The organism is Klebsiella sp. CN_Kp104, assembly GCF_040064515.1.
GTDB lineage: Bacteria > Pseudomonadota > Gammaproteobacteria > Enterobacterales > Enterobacteriaceae > Klebsiella > Klebsiella aerogenes.
Map to the genome: position 1 here is coordinate 123,129 of NZ_JBEAII010000028.1, position 25,002 is coordinate 148,130.

The 25,002-nt window shown below is 51.7% G+C and carries 24 protein-coding genes and 3 tRNA genes; 7 read left to right on the forward strand and 20 right to left on the reverse strand.

Annotated features, from left to right (window positions below):
• Window positions 1-9: 9 nt before the first annotated feature.
• A complete protein-coding gene (locus ABLU80_RS14135; RefSeq protein ID WP_063446393.1) occupies window positions 10-1,149 on the reverse strand; it encodes a glycoside hydrolase family 105 protein in 1,140 nt (379 codons plus the stop codon).
• A 4-nt stretch (window positions 1,150-1,153) separates the two neighbouring features.
• On the reverse strand, window positions 1,154-2,737 hold the full coding sequence (locus ABLU80_RS14140) for an MFS transporter (RefSeq protein ID WP_032714837.1): 1,584 nt from the start codon (window positions 2,735-2,737) through the stop codon (window positions 1,154-1,156).
• Window positions 2,738-3,094: 357 nt separating this feature from the next.
• Here ABLU80_RS14140 and uspC point away from each other — a divergent pair, with 357 nt between their 5' ends.
• Window positions 3,095-3,517, forward strand: a complete 423-nt coding sequence (gene uspC / locus ABLU80_RS14145) for a universal stress protein UspC (RefSeq protein WP_348850104.1) — start codon at window positions 3,095-3,097, stop codon at window positions 3,515-3,517.
• Window positions 3,518-3,545: 28 nt separating this feature from the next.
• Here the strand turns inward: uspC and otsA are convergent, their stop codons facing one another.
• From otsA to ABLU80_RS14170, 5 genes are all read right to left on the reverse strand, one after another.
• The gene (gene otsA / locus ABLU80_RS14150; RefSeq protein WP_015705965.1) at window positions 3,546-4,961 is read right to left on the reverse strand and encodes an alpha,alpha-trehalose-phosphate synthase; all 1,416 of its coding nucleotides are present in this window, start codon (window positions 4,959-4,961) and stop codon (window positions 3,546-3,548) included.
• Window positions 4,936-5,739, reverse strand: coding sequence for a trehalose-phosphatase (gene otsB / locus ABLU80_RS14155; RefSeq protein ID WP_015365971.1), 804 nt, complete (start codon window positions 5,737-5,739; stop codon window positions 4,936-4,938). Before otsB ends, otsA begins: the two co-directional genes overlap by 26 nt.
• Window positions 5,740-5,901: 162 nt before the next feature.
• Entirely contained in the window at window positions 5,902-6,882 is a 981-nt protein-coding gene (gene araH, locus ABLU80_RS14160; protein WP_015365969.1) for an L-arabinose ABC transporter permease AraH, read from the reverse strand.
• Between the two features lie 14 nt (window positions 6,883-6,896).
• Window positions 6,897-8,411: an L-arabinose ABC transporter ATP-binding protein AraG gene (gene araG / locus ABLU80_RS14165; protein ID WP_049033708.1), complete on the reverse strand. Its 1,515-nt coding sequence runs from the start codon at window positions 8,409-8,411 to the stop codon at window positions 6,897-6,899.
• Between the two features lie 61 nt (window positions 8,412-8,472).
• Window positions 8,473-9,453, reverse strand: coding sequence for an arabinose ABC transporter substrate-binding protein (locus ABLU80_RS14170; RefSeq protein ID WP_015705967.1), 981 nt, complete (start codon window positions 9,451-9,453; stop codon window positions 8,473-8,475).
• A 778-nt stretch (window positions 9,454-10,231) separates the two neighbouring features.
• Between ABLU80_RS14170 and ABLU80_RS14175 the strand changes: the two genes are divergently transcribed.
• Complete coding sequence (locus tag ABLU80_RS14175) at window positions 10,232-10,735, forward strand: non-heme ferritin-like protein (RefSeq protein WP_032714841.1); 504 nt, start codon at window positions 10,232-10,234, stop codon at window positions 10,733-10,735.
• A gap of 57 nt (window positions 10,736-10,792) precedes the next feature.
• On the opposite strand, the gene ABLU80_RS14180 is transcribed toward ABLU80_RS14175, so the two are convergent.
• Window positions 10,793-11,044: a DUF2766 family protein gene (locus ABLU80_RS14180; protein WP_015365964.1), complete on the reverse strand. Its 252-nt coding sequence runs from the start codon at window positions 11,042-11,044 to the stop codon at window positions 10,793-10,795.
• A 127-nt stretch (window positions 11,045-11,171) separates the two neighbouring features.
• On the opposite strand from ABLU80_RS14180, the gene ABLU80_RS14185 reads away from it, so the two are divergent.
• A complete protein-coding gene (locus tag ABLU80_RS14185) occupies window positions 11,172-12,596 on the forward strand; it encodes an MFS transporter (protein WP_047077072.1) in 1,425 nt (474 codons plus the stop codon).
• 44 nt (window positions 12,597-12,640) lie between these two features.
• On the opposite strand, the gene ABLU80_RS14190 is transcribed toward ABLU80_RS14185, so the two are convergent.
• Window positions 12,641-13,279: an RpiB/LacA/LacB family sugar-phosphate isomerase gene (locus ABLU80_RS14190; RefSeq protein ID WP_047077053.1), complete on the reverse strand. Its 639-nt coding sequence runs from the start codon at window positions 13,277-13,279 to the stop codon at window positions 12,641-12,643.
• A 385-nt stretch (window positions 13,280-13,664) separates the two neighbouring features.
• Here ABLU80_RS14190 and ftnA point away from each other — a divergent pair, with 385 nt between their 5' ends.
• Complete coding sequence (ftnA, locus tag ABLU80_RS14195) at window positions 13,665-14,162, forward strand: non-heme ferritin (protein WP_015365960.1); 498 nt, start codon at window positions 13,665-13,667, stop codon at window positions 14,160-14,162.
• Between the two features lie 35 nt (window positions 14,163-14,197).
• On the opposite strand, the gene ABLU80_RS14200 is transcribed toward ftnA, so the two are convergent.
• Window positions 14,198-14,437 carry a YecH family metal-binding protein gene (locus ABLU80_RS14200; protein WP_015365959.1) on the reverse strand — a complete coding sequence of 80 codons (240 nt, stop codon included), beginning with the start codon at window positions 14,435-14,437 and terminating at the stop codon, window positions 14,198-14,200.
• A 193-nt stretch (window positions 14,438-14,630) separates the two neighbouring features.
• Between ABLU80_RS14200 and tyrP the strand changes: the two genes are divergently transcribed.
• Window positions 14,631-15,842: a tyrosine transporter TyrP gene (gene tyrP / locus ABLU80_RS14205; RefSeq protein ID WP_032714843.1), complete on the forward strand. Its 1,212-nt coding sequence runs from the start codon at window positions 14,631-14,633 to the stop codon at window positions 15,840-15,842.
• Between the two features lie 28 nt (window positions 15,843-15,870).
• Here tyrP and ABLU80_RS14210 read toward each other — a convergent pair whose 3' ends face one another.
• The 9 genes from ABLU80_RS14210 to uvrY all read right to left on the reverse strand — a co-directional run bounded on the left by ABLU80_RS14210 (window position 15,871) and on the right by uvrY (window position 22,015).
• The gene (locus tag ABLU80_RS14210; RefSeq protein WP_015365957.1) at window positions 15,871-16,539 is read right to left on the reverse strand and encodes a YecA family protein; all 669 of its coding nucleotides are present in this window, start codon (window positions 16,537-16,539) and stop codon (window positions 15,871-15,873) included.
• Window positions 16,540-16,659: 120 nt separating this feature from the next.
• Window positions 16,660-17,238: a DUF805 domain-containing protein gene (locus ABLU80_RS14215; protein WP_306301961.1), complete on the reverse strand. Its 579-nt coding sequence runs from the start codon at window positions 17,236-17,238 to the stop codon at window positions 16,660-16,662.
• Window positions 17,239-17,375: 137 nt separating this feature from the next.
• Complete coding sequence (locus tag ABLU80_RS14220; RefSeq protein WP_045365628.1) at window positions 17,376-18,260, reverse strand: dihydrodipicolinate synthase family protein; 885 nt, start codon at window positions 18,258-18,260, stop codon at window positions 17,376-17,378.
• Between the two features lie 222 nt (window positions 18,261-18,482).
• Window positions 18,483-18,569, reverse strand: a tRNA-Leu gene (locus ABLU80_RS14225).
• A gap of 13 nt (window positions 18,570-18,582) precedes the next feature.
• A tRNA-Cys gene (locus ABLU80_RS14230) sits at window positions 18,583-18,656 on the reverse strand.
• A gap of 40 nt (window positions 18,657-18,696) precedes the next feature.
• A tRNA-Gly gene (locus tag ABLU80_RS14235) sits at window positions 18,697-18,772 on the reverse strand.
• Window positions 18,773-18,923: 151 nt separating this feature from the next.
• Window positions 18,924-19,472, reverse strand: a complete 549-nt coding sequence (gene pgsA, locus ABLU80_RS14240) for a CDP-diacylglycerol--glycerol-3-phosphate 3-phosphatidyltransferase (protein ID WP_047063526.1) — start codon at window positions 19,470-19,472, stop codon at window positions 18,924-18,926.
• Window positions 19,473-19,529: 57 nt separating this feature from the next.
• Window positions 19,530-21,362 (reverse strand): excinuclease ABC subunit UvrC, encoded by a 1,833-nt coding sequence (uvrC, locus tag ABLU80_RS14245; RefSeq protein ID WP_015705977.1) that lies wholly within the window; start codon window positions 21,360-21,362, stop codon window positions 19,530-19,532.
• The gene (gene uvrY / locus ABLU80_RS14250) at window positions 21,359-22,015 is read right to left on the reverse strand and encodes a UvrY/SirA/GacA family response regulator transcription factor (RefSeq protein ID WP_015705978.1); all 657 of its coding nucleotides are present in this window, start codon (window positions 22,013-22,015) and stop codon (window positions 21,359-21,361) included. Before uvrY ends, uvrC begins: the two co-directional genes overlap by 4 nt.
• A 465-nt stretch (window positions 22,016-22,480) precedes the next feature.
• On the opposite strand from uvrY, the gene ABLU80_RS14255 reads away from it, so the two are divergent.
• The gene (locus ABLU80_RS14255; RefSeq protein ID WP_015365908.1) at window positions 22,481-22,705 is read left to right on the forward strand and encodes a DUF2594 family protein; all 225 of its coding nucleotides are present in this window, start codon (window positions 22,481-22,483) and stop codon (window positions 22,703-22,705) included.
• 68 nt (window positions 22,706-22,773) lie between these two features.
• Here the strand turns inward: ABLU80_RS14255 and sdiA are convergent, their stop codons facing one another.
• Window positions 22,774-23,496: a transcriptional regulator SdiA gene (sdiA, locus tag ABLU80_RS14260; protein WP_020078446.1), complete on the reverse strand. Its 723-nt coding sequence runs from the start codon at window positions 23,494-23,496 to the stop codon at window positions 22,774-22,776.
• A 145-nt stretch (window positions 23,497-23,641) separates the two neighbouring features.
• Between sdiA and ABLU80_RS14265 the strand changes: the two genes are divergently transcribed.
• On the forward strand, window positions 23,642-25,000 hold the full coding sequence (locus ABLU80_RS14265) for a CoA transferase (protein WP_213796049.1): 1,359 nt from the start codon (window positions 23,642-23,644) through the stop codon (window positions 24,998-25,000).
• Window positions 25,001-25,002 lie beyond the last annotated feature (2 nt).

A 25,002-nucleotide genomic window follows, 5' to 3' on the forward strand; every position in this document is an offset into this window, starting at 1 on the left:
ATGCCGCTATCAGAAATATTTGCGCAGATACTCCGTCAGACAAAGAATCGCCATCGCCTGGCCGTACGGCATAGAGGTGAGCGGAATTTGCCGGTAAAAATCGAGATCGGAGCCCATCCCGGTACCAAACGAGGTTTGCAGCAGTTCCCCCTCTGGTGAAATATTTCGCACAATCCCGCGTATCGCCTTTTCGGCAACCTCAGTGTACTCCGCCCCAACATAACGCTTACGTATCGCTTTCAGGATGCCGTAAGCGAAGCCCGCCGTCGCCGACGCTTCAAGATAGGAATGCGGATCGTCGAGCAGAGTATGCCAAAGCCCGCTCTCATCCTGACAGTTAGCTAACGCGGCAATTTGCGCATTCAGTACCTGTAGCAGATAGCGGCGTACCGCACTCTCCTCAGGCAAATCCACCAGCTCAAGGAAGTCCGGGATCACGATAGTGAGCCAGCTGTTACCCCGTGCCCAGCGCGCACGCGCAAAGTTGTGTCGGCCGTCATAACTCCAGCCGTGGAACCACAGGCCTGTCTCTTTGTCCATCAGGTTCTGTACATGCAGCAAGAACTGATAGGTTGCTTCTTCAATGTATTGCGGACGATTTAGTAATTTACCGATTTTGGCTAGCGGCAGCACCGTCATCATTAGCGTGTCATCCCACATCTGCTGATGGTTCTCTTCCGCCAGGGTAATGTGCTGCATGCCTCCCTGCTCGGTGCGCGGCATCTCATGCATCGCCCACTCGGCCCAGCTATCGAGCCATGGTAGATACTCCTGACGCCCGGTCTCTTCATAGCGGTAAGCCAGCGTCAGAAACGGCGCCATGGTATTGACGTTTTTGGTGGTTGCACCTTCGGCGAAACGATCGGCGAACCAGCCGTCAATGATATCGCGCATCGCGGTATCGCCGGTTTGTTGATAATACTGGTAGATGCCGTACAGCCCAACGCCGTGGGTCCACTCCCAACCGGCCCAACCTTTGGTATCGATGACTCGCCCATCGTCCAGCCGAAGTAAAAACTGCCCGTTGTCATCCTTAATATTCACCAGGTTTTGCGTCACATTACGGATCAATGCCTGCAGCTCGCTGCGAGCGATAAAGCGCTCAGGCTGACGCAGTAATGGGCTATGTTTGACCGGCCAAACTTTCATGTTCTTAACCTCTGGTATATGTCGAATTCAAAGTGCCGCCCTGATTCAGCGCCGGGGCGGCAGGTTTATTGCGATTCAGGTAGCCAATGTTGTTATTACCCCACAGGCAGTCGTAAGGCATTCCCGCCAGCATCTCAACTACCGCGCGGTTTTCCGCCGTCGCCTGCTCGGGCTGTGCGTAACCGATATCACGCATCACCAGCGTCTCGGCGCGGAGCACGCTGTGCGTATGTAAATTGAGTTTAAAGCGCAGGGAGACCAGGAAGCCGCAGGCCAGCACCACTAAAGTACCGACGCTAAGGATCAACAGAATGGTGTGGCTAACGCCTTCCGGCTGAATTTTTTGCCCGGAAACAAAGCCCGATAATTGCATGATGATACCAACCAGCATCACCGCCCCCGCCTGCGACGCTTTGCGGGTCAGCGTCATAATACCGGCGAAAATGCCCTCCCGACGCTGGCCGGTAATGACTTCGTCGACATCGGCAATATAGGTGTAAGTATTCCACGGCACGTAGTTAATGCCGCCGCGTCCCAGACCCGCGATAGCGGAAATGAGCAGTAATAATGAATAGACGTCGCTTAGCCCCGCGTAATAGAGCACCGCATAAGAGAGAGAGCTCAAACCGAACAGCACCACTACCATGCGATATGAAGGCGCCGGGCCAAAGCGAATGCATAGCGGGATCATGGCGATAACCGCGATGAACTGGAAGATAGCCATCGTGCCGAGTAAGTTAGAGGCGACAGAAGCGTCCTGCATCAACACAAAGACCACGTAATAGGTAAACACGGCGTTGAACACGTCCTGCGCGATATAACCGCCCAGATACATACCAAGATGCTGACGGAAGATTTTAATTCGCAGCGTAGAGCTGAGCTCAATAAACAGGCGATTAAGACTCTGCGCGAGAGTTAAGTTGCGCTTTTCTTCTTCCGCGCGTAACGCTGCTTCAGACCACGCTTCCCGCGGACGTTCCCAGGTGAAAAACCAGACGAAGGTCAGCATTAGCGCGCACAGGACCGAAAAGACCAGGCTCGCGTAAAAAAATGAGCTGGCGTTATCTTTACCCAGTTGGGTGAGCAGGATCCCCGGTAAAAACGAGGCTAATATCGCCGACATTTGCGCCATGGAAATACGCGCGCCGGAAAATTTGGTCTTCTGTTTGAAATCATCGGTCATCTCCGGTACCAGCGTCTCGTAGGGCACCAGAATCATGGTATAGACAATATCAAACAGCAGATAAGTTGCGAGGTAGTACCAGAACCCCATATCGCCTACCCACATCATTGAATAGCTAAAAACGCAGGGAATACCGAGCAAAATAAAAAATTTGCGTCTGCCGAACCGCTTACCCAGCCAGGTAGAGCCAAAGTTATCGGTTAAGAAGCCCATCAGCGGGCTGACGACCGCGTCGAGCACGCGCGCGGTGGCGAAAATGAGCGTCGCCTCAATGGGCGATAGCCCGCAGAAGGTGGTGTAAAAATAGAGTAGCCATGCTGCGGTCAGCGCGGTGGTTCCCGCGCCGAGAAAATCGCCGGAACCATAGGCGAGATAATTAGCCAAACCGATTTTTCGTGTTTTCATCGCCGTAAATCCTGTCTCTTTTTATTAGATAACTTCGGCCTTACCACGGGCTATACCGAAGTTTTGCGGATACATGGCTACAGTAAGATCATGAAAACCGGCTTACCTTTGCGTTTTTGCCAGTACCAATCATTCAGTGGCAAAAAAACAAAGGGGCGGGCAACATGCGTCACCGATTTATAAAACAGCGTTTCTTTTAAAGCAAAAGAGAGAATCATTTTTGCGAGTCGGCTGCCAGAATCTGATACCACACGATCAGAGAAAGGCGTTTTTAACCGCGCGAATAACCCTTGTGGAAAAATGGAATTAGGAGTAAAGAAGGAAGAAAGGTCCCGTTGCGTATCTCAAGGAGGCTAGATGCCCTACTCTCATCTGTTAGTCGCCGTCGCCCCAACGCCGGAAAGCCGCATGTTGGTTAATAAAGCGGTGTCTATCGCACGTCCGTCCAATGCGCAGGTCAGCCTGATCACGCTGGCGACAGATCCGGAAATGTATAATCAGTTCGCCGCGCCGATGATGGAAAATTTGCGAGAGATAATGCAGGAGGAGACCCGTAGTTTTCTTAATGAACTCGCCGCCCTGGCGGACTACCCTATCAGCAAAATGACCATCGCCAGCGGCGAACTTTGCCACCACGTGAAGGATTTTTGCCTACAGCATCACGTCGACCTGGTCATCTGCGGCAACCATAACCAGAGCCTGTTTTCCCGCGCTACCTGTTCAGCGAAGAATATCGTCGGCAGCAGCGGAGTCGATGTGCTGTTGGTTTCCCTGGAATAAGCTGATGCCGAAGCATCAGCCGTTTTGACTACGCGGAGGGAGTAACTACGGTTGGCTGCTGGCAGCTATCTTCAGGCGACTTTACCCGCTTTAGATCGGCAACGAACTGCGCCTGCCAGTTATCAATATCATTACTCTCGATCGCCTTGAGCATTTTGCCATGGCGAATAATTCGCTCGGCAAGCGGCATCGTTAGCGCGCGATCCAGCGCCGCCGCCACTTCATCGCGATCGTAGGGGTTGACGATGAGCGCGGAAGTCAGTTCATTCGCCGCGCCAGCGAACTGCGATAACACCAGCACCCCAGGGTTTTCAGGGTCCTGTGCGGCGACAAACTCCTTGGCCACAAGGTTCATGCCGTCGCGCAGCGGTGTGACCAGGCCCACGTCGGAATAACGAAATACCTTCATGAGCAGTTTGCGATCGAAGTGCTGATTCAGATAATACAGCGGCGTCCATCCCAATTGACCATAGTGGCCGTTGATGCGTCCCGCGGCGGTTTCCAGTTGGTGGCGGATATCCTGATAAGCCTGTACATCCCCCCGCGAAGTGGGCGCTATCTGGGTATAGCGAATTTTCCCACGATGCTGGGGGTAGTTTTCCAGCAGCGCTTCGTAAGCCTGAAAACGCTCCGGCAGCCCCTTGGAGTAATCCAAACGCTCAACGGAAAAAATATTCTTCACCCCTTTCAGTTCAGCTTTCAACTGAGCCAGCTTCGGCGGCAGCGGCCCGCTGGCGCTGCGCGCGACTTCCTGAGGTTCGATGCTAATCGGGTAGACGGCGGTACGGAACGTCTTGCCCCAGGCGCGATATTGTTGGTGGCCCACTTCACTTAATGTGGTTTGCTGGGCAACGCAGTCAACAAACGCCTGCCGGTCGTTTTCGGTTTGAAAGCCCAAAAGGTCATAATCACACAGCTGCTCAAGTAGTTCGGCATGCGGGGGCAACGCATTGAATATTTCAGGCGTTGGAAACGGAATATGTAAGAAGAAACCAATGCGGTTCTTCACACCGTTTTTGCGTAATTCGCTGGCAAATGGCAACAGATGATAATCATGAACCCATACCATATCGTCATCGGCTAGCAGCGGCAGCAGCTTTTGCGCCACGGCGGCGTTAACCCGCAGATACCCCTCCCACGCCGGACGCTGAAAATTGACTAAGTCGAGACGATAGTGAAATGCGGGCCATAGCACCGCATTGGAAAACTGATTGTAGTAGAGCTCGTGATCTTCTTCGCTAAGGTTGAATGAGGCCCACGAAATATCCCCTTTACTCACCTTCTTCAACGGCTGGCTATCATCACCGATTTCCCCACTCCAACCAAACCACGTGCCGCCGCTCGCTTTCAGCGCACCTAAAATACCCACCGCCAGGCCGCCTGCACTGGCCTTTTTATCATTTGGCGTTGCAATACGGTTAGATACTACGACTAAACGACTCATGGTCATCCCTCCCGTTAGTGAATACATCCAGGCTTTGCATATTGCCGACAACATGGCGTAACCACTGATGTACGGCGGCAACATTCGCCAGCCGCCAGCGCGCCTGTGTGTCGCCTTGTCCAACTTTAATCGATACTCCGCCTAATTGATTAACCATAGTAAAACCCGCCTCATCAGTCAGGTCATCGCCGATAAATACCGGCTTTCGTCCCGCAAAAGGCGCTTCCCGCATAAACGCGGCGATTGCTTCACCTTTGTTAATGCCACGTGGTTTGATCTCAACGACACACTTCCCTTGCTGAATGGCCAGAATCGGATAACGCTGCACGATATCCTGCGCCAGCGCCAGGATGGCGCTCTGGTGTTGTGGGGCCTGACGGTAATGCAGCGCAAAAGCGATGCCTTTATCCTCCAGTTCACTGCCAGGCAGCGCCTGTAGCGCCGAAGTTAATGCTTCGCCGACCTCACGGCTCAATGCCGGCGGCAGTGATACATCGTGCCTTTTTCCATTGATATCGCGGCGTTCAGCCCCGTGGACGCCGGCAAGCGGCAGTCTCCAGTGACGGGTTAGTTCATCAAGCTCTGTTAGTGAGCGCCCTGAAATCAATGCCACAGCATCATGTTGTCGCTGTGCCAGTAATCGCAACATCTGAAGGACGTCTTCGGGGATAACAACCTGATCGGGATGAGGTTTGATATCGGCAAGCGTGCCGTCAAGATCCAGAAAAAATGCGTGGTTTCCGGTTAGCTCAGGCGGTACAGATATCTGGTCAGCCACCCTGTGTTCCTCCTTATCATGGCCAGCATTACGCTGGTTGTTAACTAATTGTTAGCCATGTAAGTATAGACAGTGTGACCAGCCTCGCCATTTTTGATAGTCACCGCCAGCGCAGCGGGCGCCGGCGGCACATTATGATGTAGACTTAAAAGTTGCGCGCAATTAAACCGCACGTTTCGCTTTTTGCTTGTATCGGTCGAAGATAACCGCTGCCAGCAATATCACCCCGCGGACTACATATTGTGAGAATGGCGAAATATTCAGCAGGTTCATCGCATTCTCCACGGTACCCAGGATTAGGATCCCGGCCACCACATAAGAGATCTTACCGATCCCGCCTTTTAGCGATACGCCGCCCAGGACACATGCCGAGATCACAATCAGTTCATAACCAATTGAGGTCATAGGCTGGCCACTGGTCATGCGCGAAGCCAGGATAATCCCCGCCGCCGCCGATACCAGACCTGAAAGAACAAAGATGATGATCTTGGTACGAACAACCGGCACCCCTGCAAGTCGCGCCGCCTCCTCATTGCCCCCTATGGCCAGCGTGTTGCGGCCAAAGGTGGTTTTATTCAGCAGCAGTCCAAAGACGATCAGGCAGGCAACCGTCAGCCAGATTGGCGCCGGCAGCCCCAACCAGTTGGCATAACCCAGAGTAAAGAAACGTTCATCCTCAATGCCAACCGCTTTACCATCGGAAATAATATAGGCCAGCCCACGGACGATTTGCATGGTAGCCAGAGTTGTGATCAGCGCGTTGATCTTCAAACGCGCAATAACAAAACCATTTACCAACCCGCTGACAGCACCCAGCAAAAGCCCGGCGGCAATGCCAATCCATAAGCTTTCGGTCAGGTTAATCACTACCGCCGTCGTCACACCGGCGCAGGCAATGACCGAAGCGACTGACAAATCAAAATCCCCGGAGGCCAGGCAGAACAACATGCCGCAGGCCACCATTCCCGACATGGAAATCGCCAGCCCCAGCCCTTTCATATTGACGAAAGAGGCAAAGTTGGGAACGAAGATCACGCAGCCGATGAACAACACTGCGAAGACCACCAGCATACCAAACTGATCCCAGATTCGACCGAAGCTGAAGGAGGATCGTGCGGCGCTCGGCGTAGTTACAGATGACATCATTCACTCCTTACTCAGGCTACGGCCTGGCTGACTTTAGGCATCGCAAGGCTCAGCGCCTGCTGTTCATTCGCATCTTCATGCAGCAATTCACCGGCCACTTCACCTTCGCGCATCACCACGATGCGGTCGGCGACGCCGAGCACCTCTGGCAGGTCGCTGGAGGCAAAAACAACCGCCACGCCAGAAGCTGCCAGCGCATAGATAACGTTGTAGATTTCATGCTTTGCGCCGACATCAATGCCGCGGGTCGGTTCATCAAGCAGAATCACCTTCATCTCTTCCGACAACCAGCGGCCCAGAATGGCTTTTTGCTGATTACCACCGGAGAGATTCATAATTAACTGCTCAGCTCCAGGGGTTTTGATATTGAGCGATTTGATATGTTGTTCGGCATTACTCGCTTCCCAGGCATTGTTAATCAGGCAGCCGGCATGAATATGCTTACGCCGCGCGCTGATATTGATGTTGTCACGCACCGAATGTACCGGAATGATGCCCTCGGCTTTACGATCCTCCGGACACAGCATCATGCCCGCCTGAATCGCCTGCGCCGGTTTGCGAATATTTATCGCCTGGCCATCAATATAGACCTGACCGCTGGTAATTCTGCTGCCGCCAAACAGCCCCTTCATTAGTTCGCTGCGCCCGGCGCCGACCAGACCAAACAGGCCGACAATTTCACCGCTGCGTACCGATAAACTGATTGGCATTCTGACACCTGGCGCTTTAACCTGATCCAGTCGCAGCCGCTCGCTGCCATATTCACGCGCTTTCCAGCCATAGATATCGCCAAGATTACGCCCCACCATCGCCTGCACGAGAGCATCGTGATCCACCAGCCGCATGTCGTCAAAGGTCCGCACATAGCGGCCATCTTTAAACACGGTAATAGCATCGCTGAGGGCGAAAATTTCCTCCATACGGTGCGAGACGTAAATAATCACTCGCCCTTCTTCACGCAGCTCGCGAATCACGCGAAAAAGGTTGTCGATTTCGCGCGCAGAGAGTGAGCTGGTTGGTTCATCAAACGCAATAATCTTCGCGTTACGCGCCAGCGCCTTGGCGATCTCCACCATCTGCCACTGGCCGATCGACAAATACTTCAGCGGCGTTTCCGGGTCGATATCCAGCCCCAGATGTTCCAGCTGCAGCCGCGCTTCATAATTCAATAAAGACCGATTCACAATGCCGCCTTTATGCGGCAACTGACCAAGATAGATATTCTCGGCAACGGTCATTTCCGGGATCAGATGAAGTTCCTGATAAATAATCGCTACGCCAGCATTTAGCGCAGCGGTAGTATTCGTAAATGCCATTTGCTGACCATCAATTTGCAGATGCCCGGCAGTTGGAATGTAGTTACCGCTGAGAATTTTTAAGAGGGTGGACTTCCCGGCGCCGTTTTCACCCATCAACGCGTGGATCTGCCCGCGATAGCAGTCAAAGCTGATGTCAGACAGTGCTTTAACGCCCGGGAACGTCATGGTGATACCGCGAAATGAGAGATAAGGGATAGATTGTTGCATAACGACTCCGCTCTTCTACGCATAACCTCCCGCCAGAGCGGGAGGCAGAATGAACCCGGCCTTACAGCCCTTTCTTCGCCAACTCTTGTTTAAAGTTGTCGCGGGTAATCAGCACCACGTCAGTCACGGCGGTAAATTTCGGCGGCTCGGTGCCTTTGGTCACCCAGTTGTAGAGCATCTCACTGGTTTTATAGCCATGGATATCCGGGCTTGGCAGCAGAGAGCCATAGAACCCCGTCGGCTGGGCTTTCGAAAGCTCGTTCACCGCATCAACACCGTTAATACCGATGCCGATAACATCCGGCGCTTTAAAGCCCTGGCCTTCAGTTGCCCGTACGCCGCCCAGCACGGTGTTATCGTTCATACCCACGATTAACCAATGCTTAACCTGTGGATGCTGCACCAACATGGAGTTACCGGCATCGAACGCTCCAGGAATGTCGTTAGATTTGGTCGGTACACGATAGATCTGTTTTTCCGGGAACCCCGCTGCTTTCAATGCGTCAATCGAGCCGGTGGTACGGCGGCGGGCAGTATCCAGTTCATCGGCGGTAATCGCCATCACGCCGGTATCTTTCACGTCCCAGCCGCGTTTTTGCATCTCTTTATACAATTCCTGCCCCTGACGAGCGCCGATTTCGCTGGCGGCCATCATGACCAGCGGCACGCTCTCCATCGGCTTACCTTTGGCATTGACAAACTGATCGTCGACGGTGATAACTTTCATGTCATAGCCGCGAGCCTTGGCAACAATCGCCGACCCCAGTTTTGGGTCCGGCGTGCAGATGACAAATCCCTTCGCGCCGCTGGCGGCGAGACTGTCGATCGCATTAAGCGTCTTTTCACCATCTGGCACCGCGATTTTAATCACCTCAAAGCCCAAATCCTTACCGGCTTTATCAGCAAATTTCCACTCGGTCTGGAACCAGGGCTCCTCCGGTTGCTTCACCAGGAAACCGAGCTTGAGGTTTTCAGCCATAGCTGATTGTGACATAACCGCCGCGAGGCCAATGGCCGCCAGCGCTTTAGTAAATTTGTGCATGGTAAACTCCAGCTTTAATTCGCTTTTCTGTAGGGGAAAATCGGACTTAAATTTTTTATCAGTCTTAAAACAAGGCATTAGAAAAATCGCAATCAACATTGCCGTTGTTAAAATAGTTTTAACTGGAAATTATTTATCCATACGAGAGCGTCATCACACCGCAGAATTACAGTAGTTGCGTACATAAATTCAGCAAAAAATGACATAAAAAAAACGCTAATTGTCAGACAATTAGCGTTATGCGTGGCACAATAATCCATATCACCAGCAGACTTATCCTTGTAGGTTCGCTAACGCCATCCCGGGCTACTCTGTCCTGCGATTTGCCGCCAGCTTATATGTTATTCTTCCACTTCTAACAAAAGATGATCTATCACAAGTTCATTATCCTCTCGCTATTTTCGAATAATGAATAAGCTATGATCGATATATGAATTTACCGTTAAATCAACTTCATTAATACAAATTTACTAGCCCTACGAACCCTTAAATATAACCATTTAAATTCAATGCGTTAAGATTTAAAACCACAAAATAGACAATTAAAAAAAGTAGTAAAACTGATGTTGTAACAAATCGTAAATAACGCATATTGAGAGTTTTCTTATTCGGCACATAAGGGTATTCTTGATGTATCGGCAGATATAAATAAATAGTCACGTGCAAATGGATTGCACCGTGTTTATTTCCTGCCTATTGCGTTGCGCTTGCAAAACTCGCCTGTGCGAGGCGATGGTAGCGCGTCATACTTCCCTTGCGGATAAATAAGGATATTGTTATGGCAGTTCCAGGAATGGTTCAGAAATTAAATACCCAGATTAATCTTGAGTTTCACGCATCAAATGTTTATCTACATTTAGGTGAATGGTGCGCGCAGCAGCGTCTCAACGGCACAGCAACCTTCTTGCGCACCCGTGCGCAATCCAGCGTGACGTTAATGATGCAGGTTTTTGACTATATGAAAAAGGCCGGCGCCTGGCCAATTGTCAAAGCCGACGAAAGCTATCCCCCGCAATGCACAACGCTTGAAGAAGTGTTTGCCAAAACTCTCGAAGAGTATCAGCAACGTAGCAGCATGCTGTCCGGCCTGGCGCAGGAAGCAAAAGCGCAGCGCGATGACACGACGTGGCGTTTTTTGACTCTGCTGGAAAAAGAGCAGCAGCAAGATGGGCTGTTACTGCAAACCGTCCTTGAAGAAATACGTACTGCTGATAAAGCCGGGCTCGGTATGGAGCAGACAGACCGTCGACTACTCAATCTCATCTCGCCACAAAAGCACTAATTGAATCTGGCCGTTCCAGACTGGAACGGCCAGGCAATCAACTTCTCAGAGATAAAACTAGTGCGCTTCACCCTGCGGGGTAAATTTCAGTTCAATCAGTGCAATTGCTTTTTGTACTGCGCGCAGCGTCACCGGATCCGCCGAAGCAGGGTTACTCGCAAAATCAATCGCTTTTAACTGCGTCGCCATTTTTTCGCGCACTTCGACCGGGGCGATAACGTCAATCACATCAAGGATCTGTTTGATGACCAGCTGGCATGCGACGACATCGGAAACCAACTCATCTTGTTCAGTGAAAGGTTGAGACATTTTTTACTCCTATTTTCAGGAGCGTAATAGTAACCTAAATCGCACCAGATAAAAAAACATGTGCGGGAGCGGCGAAAAGAAAACGTACCGCAAAGATACTTATTCATTTTGCTATGGCAACGACACAATGGGTACAACAACAATTACGCCAAAAACAGGCGCTTTTTCCGCCCCGGCATTATTGGTGGCTGGCGCTTTCTTTATGGAATTTCTCGATGGCACGGTCATCGCTACCGCCCTGCCTGATATGGCAAAGGATTTTGGCGTAGCGGCGGTCGCGCTCAATATTGGCATCAGCGCCTACCTGATCACCCTCGCGGTACTGATCCCCGCCAGCGGCTGGATCGCCGACCGCTTCGGCGCGCGGAAAGTGTTTACGCTGGCCCTCGCCATTTTTACCCTCGCCTCCGTTTTCTGCGGTTTATCGCGCAACATCGAAAGCTTTGTGACAATGCGCATTCTACAGGGCGTCGGCGGCGCGCTGATGGTCCCCGTCGGGCGCCTGGCGGTATTGCGCACCACTCCCAAAGATCAGCTCATCAAGGCAATAGCCACGCTGACCTGGCCGGCGTTGGTCGCACCGATAATCGGCCCGCCGCTCGGGGGCTTTATTACCAGTTACGCCAGCTGGCACTGGATCTTTTTTATTAACGTGCCGCTCGGGCTACTGGCGATGGCGCTCTCGCTACGCATCATTCCCAATATCCGTGAAGAAGAACGCCGCCCCTTCGATCTACCCGGTTTTCTGGCGACGTCACTGGCCATGATTAGCCTGGTGGCAGCGATGGAACGACTCGGCGACCAGCAGCCGCAAAGCTGGCAAACGCCGGCGCTCCTGGCGACGGGTATCGGCTGTATGTTTTTCGCTCTACGCCATTTCCGCCGCGCCGCCTGGCCAATGGTACGGTTGGACGCTTTGCAGGTTCCTACATTCCGGGTAACCATGTACGGCGGTTCACTGTTTCGCGCGTCGATAAGCGCCGTCCCGTTCCTGCTTCCATTGCTATTCCAGGTGGGGTTCGGTATGGATGCTTTTCATTCTGGACTGCTGGTGCTGGCCGTTTTTGTCGGCAATCTCACAATCAAGCCCGCAACCACGCCGCTCATCCGCTGGTTGGGGTTTCGCCGCTTATTGCTGATTAACGGTGCGCTGAATGTCGCCTCGCTACTTGCCTGCGCGCTGTTAACGCCGCAAACGCCGGTATGGCTGATAATGTTGATCCTCTATCTTGGCGGGGTGTTCCGTTCCATCCAATTTACCGGCGTCAGTACGCTCGCTTTTGCCGACGTTCCTTCCGCGCAGATGAGTTATGCCAATACGCTGTTCAGCACCGCTTCACAGCTGGCGGTTGGGCTCGGAATCACTCTCGGCGCCATCGGCATCCGCATCGGTGAACAGTTGAGCGAGTGGTTGAATCTGACGACTCTACCGGGAATTAGCTTCCGCTTGGCGTTTGTCTTTATTGCGCTGATTTGTTTGGTAGGAATGATTGATACGCTACATCTTACGCGAGATGCCGGCAGCACGGTATCCAGTAAAGCACGACCATAACAAACAGGCCCGCGTATTGATGCAGGCCTGTTTGAAAAGCCCTATTAGTCTATAATCTGGCGGACAAAAGCTTCGATTTCTTTATCCTGGCAGTTTTCGAAGAAGCATTGCTGGAACCGCGGCCCGGAAACGGCGGTTTTTACCAGTTCCGGATCGATAGCTCGTAAGGTATCAAGATAATTTTCTTTCACCACCGCCGCTTTCACTTTATTCAGGATCCCGGCATTGCGGACCTGCGGCTCTTTACGTTCCGGCGGATACCCCTCGCCATTACGGCCGGTGAACGCCTTCTCAAAAATAAAGCGCACGTTCAATTCCGCCCCCCAGCCAAAGCCTTTAGCAAAAGGCAGCGACAACGCGTTACCGTTGTTGATTTGGGCAAACAGGAAGGCGTCCGCAGGGTCAATACAATAACCACAGACCACTCCCGGATGGATATTCAACGACATCAGCGCCCCCTGGCCAGTGCCGCAACCGGTCACCACGAAATCGACCGCTTTAGAATTCAGCAGGATGCTGGCCATGATGCCCAGATGGATATAGGTAAGATGATGATCGTGCTCATCGCTCATTCCTACGTTGTAAACCGGGAAGCCTTTTTCATCGGCAACGGCGTTTAACTCGTTGAGGATGATGGCATTTTTGCTAGCCTGGCTGTTTTCCATCATCAGTGCGATTTTCATGCTTCACTCTCCTGAATGCTCTGCGGGCACGGCCCGATAGTTCGTTAGCGTTAACAGGACTCTACTACTTCATAAATGCGTTTTCAAACTTTATGAAAAGCTGTTTTACAAAAATCTTAGCGCGTCACATTTTGAGCCTCCCTCAGCCCAGTTTTCCCCTTTCAGGTTCAGAACATTAAATATTCGTTGTTTCACTTCGCGCGATAACTTACGAAATAAATATCAAATTAAAACCATTCTCATTTATTATTATATTGCCAATGCGTTTTATTCCCATTTGCATTTTTAATAATTAATTTTTTTAATTTACTTTTTGCAAATAAATTACTAACAAATTATAGTGACGGCACACTATGATTTAATCTTTATTTCCGGAGTGGACGCCATGCTGAAAGCAGAAATGATCGAAAAACTTAATGAGCAAATGAATCTTGAGCTTTATTCTTCTTTGCTTTATCAGCAGATGAGCGCATGGTGCAGCTACCATAGCTTTGAAGGTGCAGCCGCCTTTCTCCGCCGCCACGCGCAGGAAGAAATGACGCACATGCAGCGCCTGTTCGACTATTTGACCGATACCGGCAGCCTGCCGCGTATTAACGCTATTAGCTCGCCGTTTGCCGAATATGCTTCACTTGATGAACTGTTCCGCCAGACCTATGAACATGAACAGTTAATTACGCAAAAAATTAATGAACTGGCGCATGCCGCGATGACTAATCAGGATTACCCGACCTTTAATTTCCTGCAATGGTACGTAGCAGAACAGCATGAAGAAGAGAAATTATTCAAATCTGTTATTGATAAACTGACCCTTGCCGGTAAAAGCGGTGAAGGCCTGTACTTTATCGATAAAGAACTGGCAACCCTCGACACGCAAAACTAATTCCCACAGCGGCGGCCGCCCTGGCCGCCGCGCGCTCAATGACGGCAAATTTTACTCTCGCTGGTATTGAAACCCTCTTCCACCGCAATGAATTTACCTTTCTGCTGCAAAAACGTCACCAGCTGCGCCGCGTCCAGATCCTGCGCCGAACAGGTGTGAAAGCGAGCATCTTCGCCAAATTGCCTCTTAATGGCCGCTTCGAGACTGGCAACGCTGTACGACTCGCCCGATGCGATCATCATCTGTAATACTTCATGACCGTGAATAGATGACATAACTCCTCCTGAAAAAGCAGGCAGCATATATCAGCATGCGCCTGGCGGCTTTGCGCCAACGCAGTCTTTTCTGCCCTCCAGAGACGTAAAGATATAATTACACCAATTGTAACCATCATTTGACGAAATCACTCATTTCACATACTCTGCGCGACATAATTATTCGTTCATTCCTTCATAGATAGAGAAAAGCGTGAAGAACCGCACTCTGGGTAGTATTTTAATCGTTGCCGGCACCACCATTGGCGCCGGTATGTTGGCGATGCCGCTCGCTTCGGCGGGAGTCGGTTTTGGCGTCACCCTGGTATTACTGATCTCGCTGTGGGCGCTGATGTGCTATACCGCCCTGCTGCTGCTGGAAGTCTATCAGCATGTCCCTGCGGATATGGGGTTAGGCTCACTGGCGGCGCGCTATCTCGGCCGCTACGGCCAATGGGTCACCGGTTTCTGTATGCTTTTTCTGATGTATGCGCTTACGGCGGCCTATATCAGCGGCGCTGGGGAGCTGCTGGCCTCCAGTCTGAATCAGTGGCTGAACTGGAACCTACCGCCTTCTGCCGGCGTATTGCTCTTTACCGGCATTGGCGGCGCAGTGGTGTGCATAGGGACTTCCCTGGTCGATCTGTTTAACCGCTTTTTATTCAGCGCCAAAATTATCTTCCTCGCGGTGATGCTGGTGCTGCTGCTGCCGCATATTCACCAGATAAATCTCCTGACTCTGCCGTTACAGCAAGGCCTGGCGCTGTCCGCTATTCCGGTGATTTTCACCTCGTTTGGTTTTCACGGTAGTATTCCCAGCATCGTTAGCTATCTGAATGGCGATATTCGTAAGCTGCGCCGCGTCTTTATCATCGGTAGCTTTATTCCGCTGGTCGCCTATATTTTCTGGCAACTCGCCACGCTTGGCAGCATCGACTCTCCGGCCTTTACCGCCGTGCTGGCGCAGAATTCCGGCCTGAACGGCCTGCTGGCAGCAATCCGCGACGTTGTCGCCTCGCCGCATGTAGAGGTGGCGGTACATCTGTTCGCCGACTTCGCTCTGGCGACGTCTTTCCTCGGCGTCGCATTGGGTTTGTTTGATTACCTGGCAGATTTGTTCCAGCGTAAAAATACCCCTGCCGGACGTATACAGAGCGGCGTCATCACTTTCCTGCCGCCGCTGGCTTTCGCCCTGTTCTATCCGCGAGGTTTCGTGATGGCGCTGGGCTACGCCGGCGTGGCGCTCGCCGTACTGGCGCTGATGTTGCCATCATTATTAGTAATGAAAAGCCGAAAACTGCACCCACAGGCAACCTGGCGTGTTCCGGGCGGCTCGATTGCGCTCTGGCTGGTATTAGGCTGTGGAGTGGCGATAGTGGCCATTCAATTCTGCATTGTGGCAGGATTATTACCCGCTGTGGGGTAAACAAAAGGGGCCTGGTTGGCCCCTTTTGTTATTTAGCTAAACAACACTGCTTATACTTTTTACCGCTACCGCAGGGGCAAGGATCATTACGCCCCACCTTGCTCTCATTTCTTACCGGTTGCTGCACGGCCGTCGGCTGAGCATTCTCCATCCAGTAATTATATAAAGCCAGCGCGGCGGGCTTTATGCTATCAACGCTTTCGACAAATTCATCCGCGGTCAGCGTATCGAGCGCTTCGAAGCGTTCTTCCGTTCCGTGTAACGCAATGGCATCAAGCTGTGGCTGCAGTTCCGCAGGTAACGTCGACCAGTCGCAGAGGGCAACGCCACGCATATAGCCGAAGCACCACTCTTCAACAATGGTGAGTTCCTGGCCTTCAAACTCGCGGGTGCCAAACAGCGGATCAAACTGCTCCGGATAGTCAGCCAGGCGTTCGGCGATGTCGCTCATATGCTGCAGCGTCAGGTTAACGAAACGGTCGCGCTCGCGATCGTTAGCCCAGCGCGGTACATTATCCGCCCCGCCCCAGATAGCAAGCAGCCACTGTGCTGGTTCGATTTCGCTCGGCCCGGATAAGATAGCCGTTAATAGACCATCAAGTTCGGAAACATCAAGGATGGCGCCCTCGGTGGCATATTTCGACAGGATCTCATCCAGCCACTCAAGTTCACTTTCGTTCAGGGGTCCGGTTTTCATTACAGGCTCATGATGGTAGAAAAATGGCGCTTACAGTAGCGAAAATGGGAGGAGAAAACCACCCGCTCTCGCTCACACAGGTGAATTTATTAACGCCGGGCCTGCCCGGCGGCGGATCGGTTACATATCTTTAATGATATTAGCGCGCATCACTTCGTATTCACTTGCGCTAATAACGCCGTCATCAAGCATTTTCTTAGCCTGTGCCAGGCGCTCTCTGACATCATCTGCAGCAGAACTCTTGCCCATCGTATTACCGCCGCTGTTGTCATCGTTCTGTTCATCACCAAAGCGGTTGCTGCCAACGGTACCACGGGTAAAAATCATCCAAATCGACATTACCAACGCGGCCAGGCCGCCCAGCGCGATCACCCATACCCATACTGCGGCTCTACCCTCTTCGACGGTAGCGGCAATACCAATCAGACCGATCAGCATAATGCCGTAGGGCGCCAGCAACCACCAGCCGGATTTGTTGAGATCGTGCAAACGACGCACCGCAACCGCGATCCCCGGAATGATAATAATTAACCCGAAGATACCGCCAACGACGGGGATCAATCCCAGGATCGCGGACAATATAAAGTTAGCAATGGTAAAAACCACATATTCCTGGCGCGCGGATCGGCCGCGGAAAGTGGCATATTTTCGAAAACAGTTCCCGTAGCTTTCAAGCAACGTGGCCATAAGATCCCTCATATATAGTTATCATTGCCATAAAGGCATCACATACCCAAAGAATATCAATACAGCGTTAACATTAACGCCAGTGATATATTACCTTAAATGGCTTGCGGATTTCCTGATAAACATAGGTAAGGGAAAGGCGGTAAACTTCAGCGTAGATCCAGCTTATCCATGACCGATTTGACATCGTTAATGGCCTCCGCGGAGAGCGGGGCCAACGGTCGCGGTAAACACTCTACTTCGGCTAGTTCAAGAATAGAGGCGGCAGCGGCAATCACTTTGAGACTACCGTGCTGTCTGAACAATGCCCATAATGGCTCCAGCCGTTCGCTTAGTGCCGATGCCTGCTGCCGCTCGCCACTTAACGCTGCTGCGGTAATATTTTGGGCAATTTGCGGGAACAGACCGGCGCAAACGGAATACCACAGATTACAGCCGCCGTTTAACCCTGCTGCGGCAAAAGCGTCGCCGCTGACGCCAATACTCACTCGCTGCGGCAATCGCTGACGAAGCGTCGCCACTCTGACGCCAGCCTGGTCGGCCGGCAAACCGGGGATCTTGATTGATGCGATATTGGATAACGAAGCAATACGCTCAACAAGCGCATCAGAAAAGGCTCTGTGGGTGGTGCGCGGGTTATCATAGATACAAATAGGTACCGACACATGGCGGTTAACCGTCTGGAACAGTGTAAACACCTCATCATCCGTCAGAGGCTGATAGTTCAGCACTGGTAGCAGCACAGCATTCGCCCCCGCCTGCTGAGCATCCTCAGCAAGACGTAGAATCATATCCGTCGCCATCGCGCCTATCCCAACCATCATCGGGACCCCTTGCGCATGCTGTTTTGCCGCCAGGACCACCATTTTGCGCTGCTCGCGGCTCAAATAGGCGTAGCTGCCGGTTGAGCCCAGAATGCCCAGCGAATCAACTCGCGCCGAGACCAGACGTTCGATGATTTTTATTAGCGCGCGACTATCTACTTCATTGTTGCGCATCGGCGTCAGCGGAAAAGCACACAATCCGGTAAACATATTTCCCCTACTCCTGTTGCCTGGTTCGAAAATCCCGTTAAGCGTAGCAAGCACCGCAGGTTTTGTCATAGGACAAATAACGTTTATAGCACTCAGAGTCTATCTCTGCAGGTGGAGTATATTAGGAATGATGTCAGGAAATGACGCTTCGGAAATGAAAAAACCACCCGGAGGTGGTTTCACGACACTGCTTATTGCTTTGATTATTCTACTTTATCCCAATGGTACCCGGAGTGGGACTTGAACCCACACAGCGCGAACGCCGAGGGATTTTAAATCCCTTGTGTCTACCGATTCCACCATCCGGGCTCGGGATATAAAGTGGAGGCGCGTTCCGGAGTCGAACCGGACTAGACGGATTTGCAATCCGCTACATAACCGCTTTGCTAACGCGCCTTTAATACCTGAACACCCGCTACTGCCGATGCTTTTAATTTGGAGCGGGAAACGAGACTCGAACTCGCGACCCCGACCTTGGCAAGGTCGTGCTCTACCAACTGAGCTATTCCCGCATCATCAAGTAGATTAGCTAATCACTTGATTTTGTTATCGTCTGGAAGACTGTGCCGCCGTTCGATGCGTTGCATTCTACTTATCTCACGCGGTGAGTCAACGGTATTTTTCGCAACTTCGTGTCGTTTGCTGAAATTTGCGTCGAAACGATCACTGTTCAAGCAAATCGCCGCGCGCAGCGTTCAAATACTGTAACATTGACCACAGCGTCAACACCGCAGCAACCATGAACAGAACGATACCAGCCCACTCCACCCACACATTAGGCCGCCACAGCATCCAGACCAGCGCCGCCATCTGGGCCGTCGTTTTCACTTTACCAATCCATGATACGGCTACGCTGCTGCGTTTACCCAGCTCAGCCATCCACTCACGCAGAGCAGAAATAATAATTTCACGCGCGATCATTGTCGCTGCCGGCAAAGTCACCCACCAGGTATGATAGTGTTCTGCGACCAGCACCATGGCAATAGCCACCATCACCTTATCGGCAACCGGATCAAGGAAGGCGCCAAAGCGAGTGCTCTGGTTCCAGCGACGCGCCAGATAGCCATCAAACCAATCGGTAACAGCGGCAACAAAGAAAATCAATGCGCAGACGAAAGGCCCCCAGCTAAAAGGCAGATAGAACGCCAGCACGAAAAACGGTATCAGAATAACGCGAAACAGAGTGAGCAACGTCGGAATATTAAATTGCATGGTAACGGGTAACTGTATGTTGTAAGTGTAAATTAGCTCTATGGTGCTACAGAGCCCCTAATGTTTCAACGAGTAGTAGATCTTTTCTGCCAGTCCGTGAGATATACCCGGTACTTGCGCAATTTCCTCTACGCTGGCTTTCTGCAACCCCTGCAGACCCCCCATATATTTCAACAACATTTGTCGGCGTTTCGGGCCAACACCTTCAATCGTCTCAAGCGTACTGGTACTTTTCACCTTCGCCCGTTTTTTACGATGCCCAGAGATAGCGTGATCGTGGGATTCGTCGCGAATGTGCTGGATAACATGCAGAGCAGGAGAATCCGGCGGCAGACTAAAGCCCTCACCTTCTGGCTCAAAGAATAACGTCTCCAACCCGGCTTTACGATCGCTCCCCTTCGCCACCCCCAGCAGTAGCGGATGATTTTTATCCCATGGCACATCCAGTTCGGCAAACACGGCTTTGGCCTGACCAAGCTGGCCCTTACCGCCGTCTATCAGGATAACGTCCGGGATTTTATTCTCTTCAATTGCTTTACCGTACCGGCGTCGTAATACCTGATTCATGGCCGCGTAATCATCACCAGGGGTAATACCGGTAATATTGTAGCGACGGTATTCCGCCCGTAGCGGACCATTGCTATCGAACACCACGCAGGATGCGACGGTTTGCTCCCCCATGGTATGGCTGATATCAAAGCACTCCATCCGCGTCACCGCCGGCAGCTTAAGTAGTGTCGCCAGAGCCTGCAGACGTTGGCTGACCGTTGATTGTTGCGACAGTTTGGTAGTAAGCGCAACGGCGGCGTTGGTGCGCGCCAGCTTCAGATAACGAGCGCGGTCTCCGCGGGGTTTAGTCTGCACATTCACCCGACGACCGGCCAGCTCGGACAACGAATCCGCAAGCAGGGTTTTATCGCTCAAGTTGAAATCGAGTAAAATTTCCCCCGGTAAGGTTCGCATCTGGCTGCCCTGTAGATAGAACTGCCCCACAAAGGTTTCTACTACCTCACCCAACTCAGTGCCACCCGGAACTTTCGGGAAATAACTGCGGCTACCGAGAACCTTACCCTGGCGAATAAACAGCACATGCACGCAGGCCATTCCGGCATCAAAAGCCACGCCGATAACATCCAGATCGTCACCATTATTGGAAACGAACTGTTTCTCCGTCACCCGACGTACCGCCTGGATCTGATCGCGGATGCGGGCGGCTTCTTCAAATTCAAGCGCCTGGCTGGCCTTTTCCATCCGGGCAATCAGTTGCGTCAATACCTGATCGTCTTTCCCGGCGAGAAACAGCCGCACGTATTCTACCTGCTGCTGGTACTCTTCTTCACTTACCAGTCCGGCGACGCACGGTCCTAAACAACGGCCAATTTGATATTGCAGACAGGGACGAGAGCGATTGCGGTAGACGCTGTTTTCACATTGGCGAATGGGGAAAATTTTTTGCAGCAGCGCGAGCGTTTCGCGAACGGCATAGCCGTTAGGGAATGGACCAAAATATTCGCCTTTGGCGTGTTTAGCGCCACGGTGCATCGCCAGTCGTGGATGGGTATCGCCGCTGAGGAAAATAAAGGGATAGGATTTATCGTCACGCAGCAGCACGTTATAACGCGGTTGATACAGCTTGATATAGTTATGCTCAAGCAGCAGCGCTTCCGTTTCGGTATGGGTAACGGTCACGTCAATTTGCGCGATCAACGCCACCAGAGCCTCGGTTTTACGCGAAGCCAGGTTGCTGCGAAAATAGCTGCTAAGGCGCTTTTTCAGATCTTTTGCTTTGCCAACATAAATGACGGTACCACCAGCATCATACATACGATAGACGCCCGGTTGGCTGGTCACCGTCTTGAGGAAAGCTTTTGCGTCAAAAACATCACTCACTGACTTGCTAACGACTCCGCATTGCACAGGCCATGGCGAATTGCCAGGTGAGTTAGCTCCACATCGCCATGAATGTTTAATTTGCTGAACATTCGATAACGATAGCTATTCACCGTCTTGGGACTCAGATTTAACTGTTCTGAGATCTCATTGACCTTTTGGCCCTTGGTGATCATCAGCATAATCTGCAACTCGCGTTCAGACAAACTGGCAAACGGTGATTCCGTTTTTTCCGGTTCAATCTGACTGAGCGCCATCTGTTGGGCGATATCGGAAGCGATATAACGTTGACCCGAAGCAACACAACGAATCGCATTTACCACTTCCTGCGGGGCAGCGCCTTTACTTAAGTAACCGGCGGCGCCAGCCTGCATGACCTTCGCAGGCAGCGGATTTTCAGTATGCACGGTCAACATGATCACTTTGGTATCGACAATGGAGCGCGCGATTTTTCGCGTCGCTTCAAGCCCCCCAATACCAGGCATGTTCATATCCATCAGGACGACGTCCACAGGATTTGCACGGCACCACTTAACGGCATCCTCGCCGCAGCAGGCCTCACCGACAACTTTAATCCCTTTTATATCTTCCAGAATGCGTCGTATCCCTGCGCGCACTAGTTCGTGGTCATCAACAAGAAGTACGTTGATCAAAGGAATAATCTCCAGAATTAGGGATAACGCTACTGATAGTTTATCTCCCATATATTACCGGGTTTTATCGTAACTTTAAAAGCCCAAAAAGTGTCCTGAAGAAGATTTCCCTCCCATTTATGGCAATTTGTCTCCACACCAGGTGGAAACCTATACAGAACATATAGTTGGATTATGTTTCTTTTTTAACATTCACCCTACAGAAGGCGCAAAAAAAGCAACAGAACAGGTTGCGGATTAATAGGATTCGAAAGATGTAACAATAATTAACTTCCGCCAAAAGCGGTGGAAAATATTAACGATGAGCACTTAGATGAACAGATATTATTCAGTAAATTTAACCGCTCAGCGCGCAACATCAGCAACACATATCACGCGCTCCTTTTTTTTCTACCGCTTGTGGTATACTGCGCCGCCTTAACATTTAGTATTGCGCAACAGCGCTGATAGCAAACGAGGATATCGATGAGCACACCAGATTTTTCCACTGCAGAAAATAATCAACAGCTGGCGCAGGAAGTCTCCTGCCTGAAAGCCCTGCTGACGCTAATGCTTCAGGCTATGGGTCAGGCAGATGCTGGCCGCGTGATTATTAAAATGGAAAAGCAAATCGCGCAGATGGAAGATGAGGCTCAGGCTGCCGTATTCTCCAGCACCGTTAAGCAAATTAAACAAGCTTACCGTCAGTAAGAAATGACCGGCTGAAAGCGATTGCTGACAGCCGGTTTCACGTCTGACACGCAGAACGAGCGATTCGCTCAAATTAATCCTGTTGCGACGGCATAACAGGCAATTTGCGTTTTGTTGGGGGCGTTAAATTTCCGCTGCATATTCTTCTGATGAAAATTGACCGTATTTTCTGAAATAGACAATATCATCGCTACCTCTGCCGAGGTCTTTCCTTCTGCGGTCCATTTTAGGATCTCCAGCTCGCGCCGGCTAAACTTCATCTCCGGCGGCATAACCATTTCATCCTCCAGCCGCAGCAACGCCAGCAGACTAAGCTCGGTCAGCGTTCTTAGACGTAACTCTAATTCGTCCTCGTGATACGGACCCGGCTGCGCATTTTTAGCAGAAACCGATAAGAAGCCCAACGCATGATTTGGCAAGGTCAGACACTGCGTCACGCCTTTATTTAAACCATGATCGCGCGCGCCATTCCACAATTCTGGGGTCTCGCAAAAAAGCTGGTCATTCCATGGTAGATGTCCACGAAGAAAATTTTCTCTGCGTAATACCGGATCAATAGCAAAATAATTCTCCGCCTGATAATGTGACATCCAGGCCTGAGGATAAGTTGATTGCAGCGTCAGTTTCGGGCGTGTAAAAGGCACCGGATGGCGCACACAGAGTGCGTAGTAGTCGTATTCCAGTTCTTCTGTTTGCTGTTGGAGAAGGTTATAAACCGAATCCCCATCATGAGTTGACTGGAATTGTTGCAGCATTTCCCGCCGCCAGCTGAAAAAATCAATGTCCCTCATAACCTACCAAATAACCCCTGATTGATAATCATTATTATAAATACATAAAACTAACACATAAATCTTATTTATATGTATAAAATAACGTAGCCATCGCATTATTCGATTTTCGCTGGCGATTATTTATCGAACTCAGGAGGAAAATATGCTCTCGCCGTCCTCGTCTATGCAGCTCTTTTCCCGGATGTGGCAAGACTTTAGCGCAAGCTCTGTCCCGCCAATCGATTTCCGCCACCCAGGGGCTTTATCTTCTTGCTTTGCAGTCAGTGATTTTGCTGCCGCCTCAATGGGGATCGCCGCCGCTTACCTTGCCCGCTTATGCTCAACAGCCGCCATGCCGATAGTGGATCGCCGGCTGGCGTCATATTGGTTTTCAGCCAGCGCCAGGCCGCATAATCGTCCAGCACAGCAGCTTTGGGATCCATTAGCGGGAGATTATCAAACGGAAGATGGATGGATCCGACTGCATACGAATGCCCCCCATCACAGACTCGCCGTGGCGCAGATTCTGGGACAACATGCGACTCGACAAACGCTGGCTCAACAAGTTCGTCAATGGCACTCGCATGCGCTGGAACAAGCGGTGGTGGAAAATGGCGGTTGCGCGGCGGCGATGCGCAGCGCGGAAGAGTGGCGAGCACATCCGCAGGGCATCGCCGTCAGCCGGCAACCGCTGCTGATAGAAGCCGATTCACCGCCGGGGCCGTCGGTTGCCTGGCCCCTCTCCCCCTCCCGCCCTTTGCTCGGTATCAGGGTACTGGATTTAACCCGGGTTATTGCTGGCCCCGTCGCGACTCGTTTTCTCGCAGGGTTAGGCGCTGATGTATTACGTATTGATCCTGTCGACTGGCAAGAACCAACACTCGAAGAAGAGATTACGCTGGGTAAGCGCTGCGCCCGATTGAATATAAAAACACAAACCGATAAGCAACGTTTAATCACGTTAATCTCGCAAGCCGACGTCATTGTTCACGGGTACCGCGCTGACGCGTTGGATGCGCTAGGTCTTGATTGTCATACCAGAGCCGCGTTATCGCCGGGAATTGTTGATGTTTCACTAAATGCCTGGGGATGGGAGGGGCCATGGAGAAACCGACGCGGTTTCGACAGTCTGGTGCAAATGGCCTGTGGTATCGCTCATGCCGGTCAACGCTGGCGCGACGCGGATAAACCAATCCCGCTTCCGGTACAGGCGTTAGACCACGCGACGGGCTATCTGATGGCTGCCGCAGTACTAAAAGGGATAGCGCAACGCATAGAGAGCGGCAAAGGTTATCATGCGCGGCTGTCATTGGCTCGCGTCGCAGCCAGCCTGATGGAGTGGCCTGGCGCACGACATGAGATGCCTTTCGCGCCGCTGCAACGTCGTGATTTTCAATCTGCGATGGAATGGTCGACATTTGGTCTGGCTGAACGGCTAACATTTCCCATCCGCCTGGCGGGTACGCCGATTATCTGGTCACGACCGCCCTGCCGGTTAGGGTCAGCCGCGCCAGAATGGTAACA

Coding starts and splice junctions, on each gene's coding strand:
- ABLU80_RS14255 (WP_015365908.1), top strand. CDS start 22,481: ATGAGCACACCAGATTTTTCCACTGCAGAAAATAATCAACAGCTGGCG.
- otsA (WP_015705965.1), bottom strand. CDS start 4,961: ATGAGTCGTTTAGTCGTAGTATCTAACCGTATTGCAACGCCAAATGAT.
- araG (WP_049033708.1), bottom strand. CDS start 8,411: ATGCAACAATCTATCCCTTATCTCTCATTTCGCGGTATCACCATGACG.
- ABLU80_RS14140 (WP_032714837.1), bottom strand. CDS start 2,737: ATGAAAACACGAAAAATCGGTTTGGCTAATTATCTCGCCTATGGTTCC.
- pgsA (WP_047063526.1), bottom strand. CDS start 19,472: ATGCAATTTAATATTCCGACGTTGCTCACTCTGTTTCGCGTTATTCTG.
- ABLU80_RS14210 (WP_015365957.1), bottom strand. CDS start 16,539: ATGAAAACCGGACCCCTGAACGAAAGTGAACTTGAGTGGCTGGATGAG.
- ABLU80_RS14190 (WP_047077053.1), bottom strand. CDS start 13,279: ATGAAAATCGCACTGATGATGGAAAACAGCCAGGCTAGCAAAAATGCC.
- ABLU80_RS14180 (WP_015365964.1), bottom strand. CDS start 11,044: ATGTCTCAACCTTTCACTGAACAAGATGAGTTGGTTTCCGATGTCGTC.
- uspC (WP_348850104.1), top strand. CDS start 3,095: ATGCCCTACTCTCATCTGTTAGTCGCCGTCGCCCCAACGCCGGAAAGC.
- ABLU80_RS14175 (WP_032714841.1), top strand. CDS start 10,232: ATGGCAGTTCCAGGAATGGTTCAGAAATTAAATACCCAGATTAATCTT.
- araH (WP_015365969.1), bottom strand. CDS start 6,882: ATGTCATCTGTAACTACGCCGAGCGCCGCACGATCCTCCTTCAGCTTC.
- ABLU80_RS14215 (WP_306301961.1), bottom strand. CDS start 17,238: ATGAGGGATCTTATGGCCACGTTGCTTGAAAGCTACGGGAACTGTTTT.
- ABLU80_RS14220 (WP_045365628.1), bottom strand. CDS start 18,260: ATGTTTACCGGATTGTGTGCTTTTCCGCTGACGCCGATGCGCAACAAT.
- ABLU80_RS14265 (WP_213796049.1), top strand. CDS start 23,642: ATGCTCTCGCCGTCCTCGTCTATGCAGCTCTTTTCCCGGATGTGGCAA.
- ABLU80_RS14170 (WP_015705967.1), bottom strand. CDS start 9,453: ATGCACAAATTTACTAAAGCGCTGGCGGCCATTGGCCTCGCGGCGGTT.
- ABLU80_RS14185 (WP_047077072.1), top strand. CDS start 11,172: ATGGGTACAACAACAATTACGCCAAAAACAGGCGCTTTTTCCGCCCCG.
- ABLU80_RS14200 (WP_015365959.1), bottom strand. CDS start 14,437: ATGTCATCTATTCACGGTCATGAAGTATTACAGATGATGATCGCATCG.
- ABLU80_RS14135 (WP_063446393.1), bottom strand. CDS start 1,149: ATGAAAGTTTGGCCGGTCAAACATAGCCCATTACTGCGTCAGCCTGAG.
- sdiA (WP_020078446.1), bottom strand. CDS start 23,496: ATGAGGGACATTGATTTTTTCAGCTGGCGGCGGGAAATGCTGCAACAA.
- ftnA (WP_015365960.1), top strand. CDS start 13,665: ATGCTGAAAGCAGAAATGATCGAAAAACTTAATGAGCAAATGAATCTT.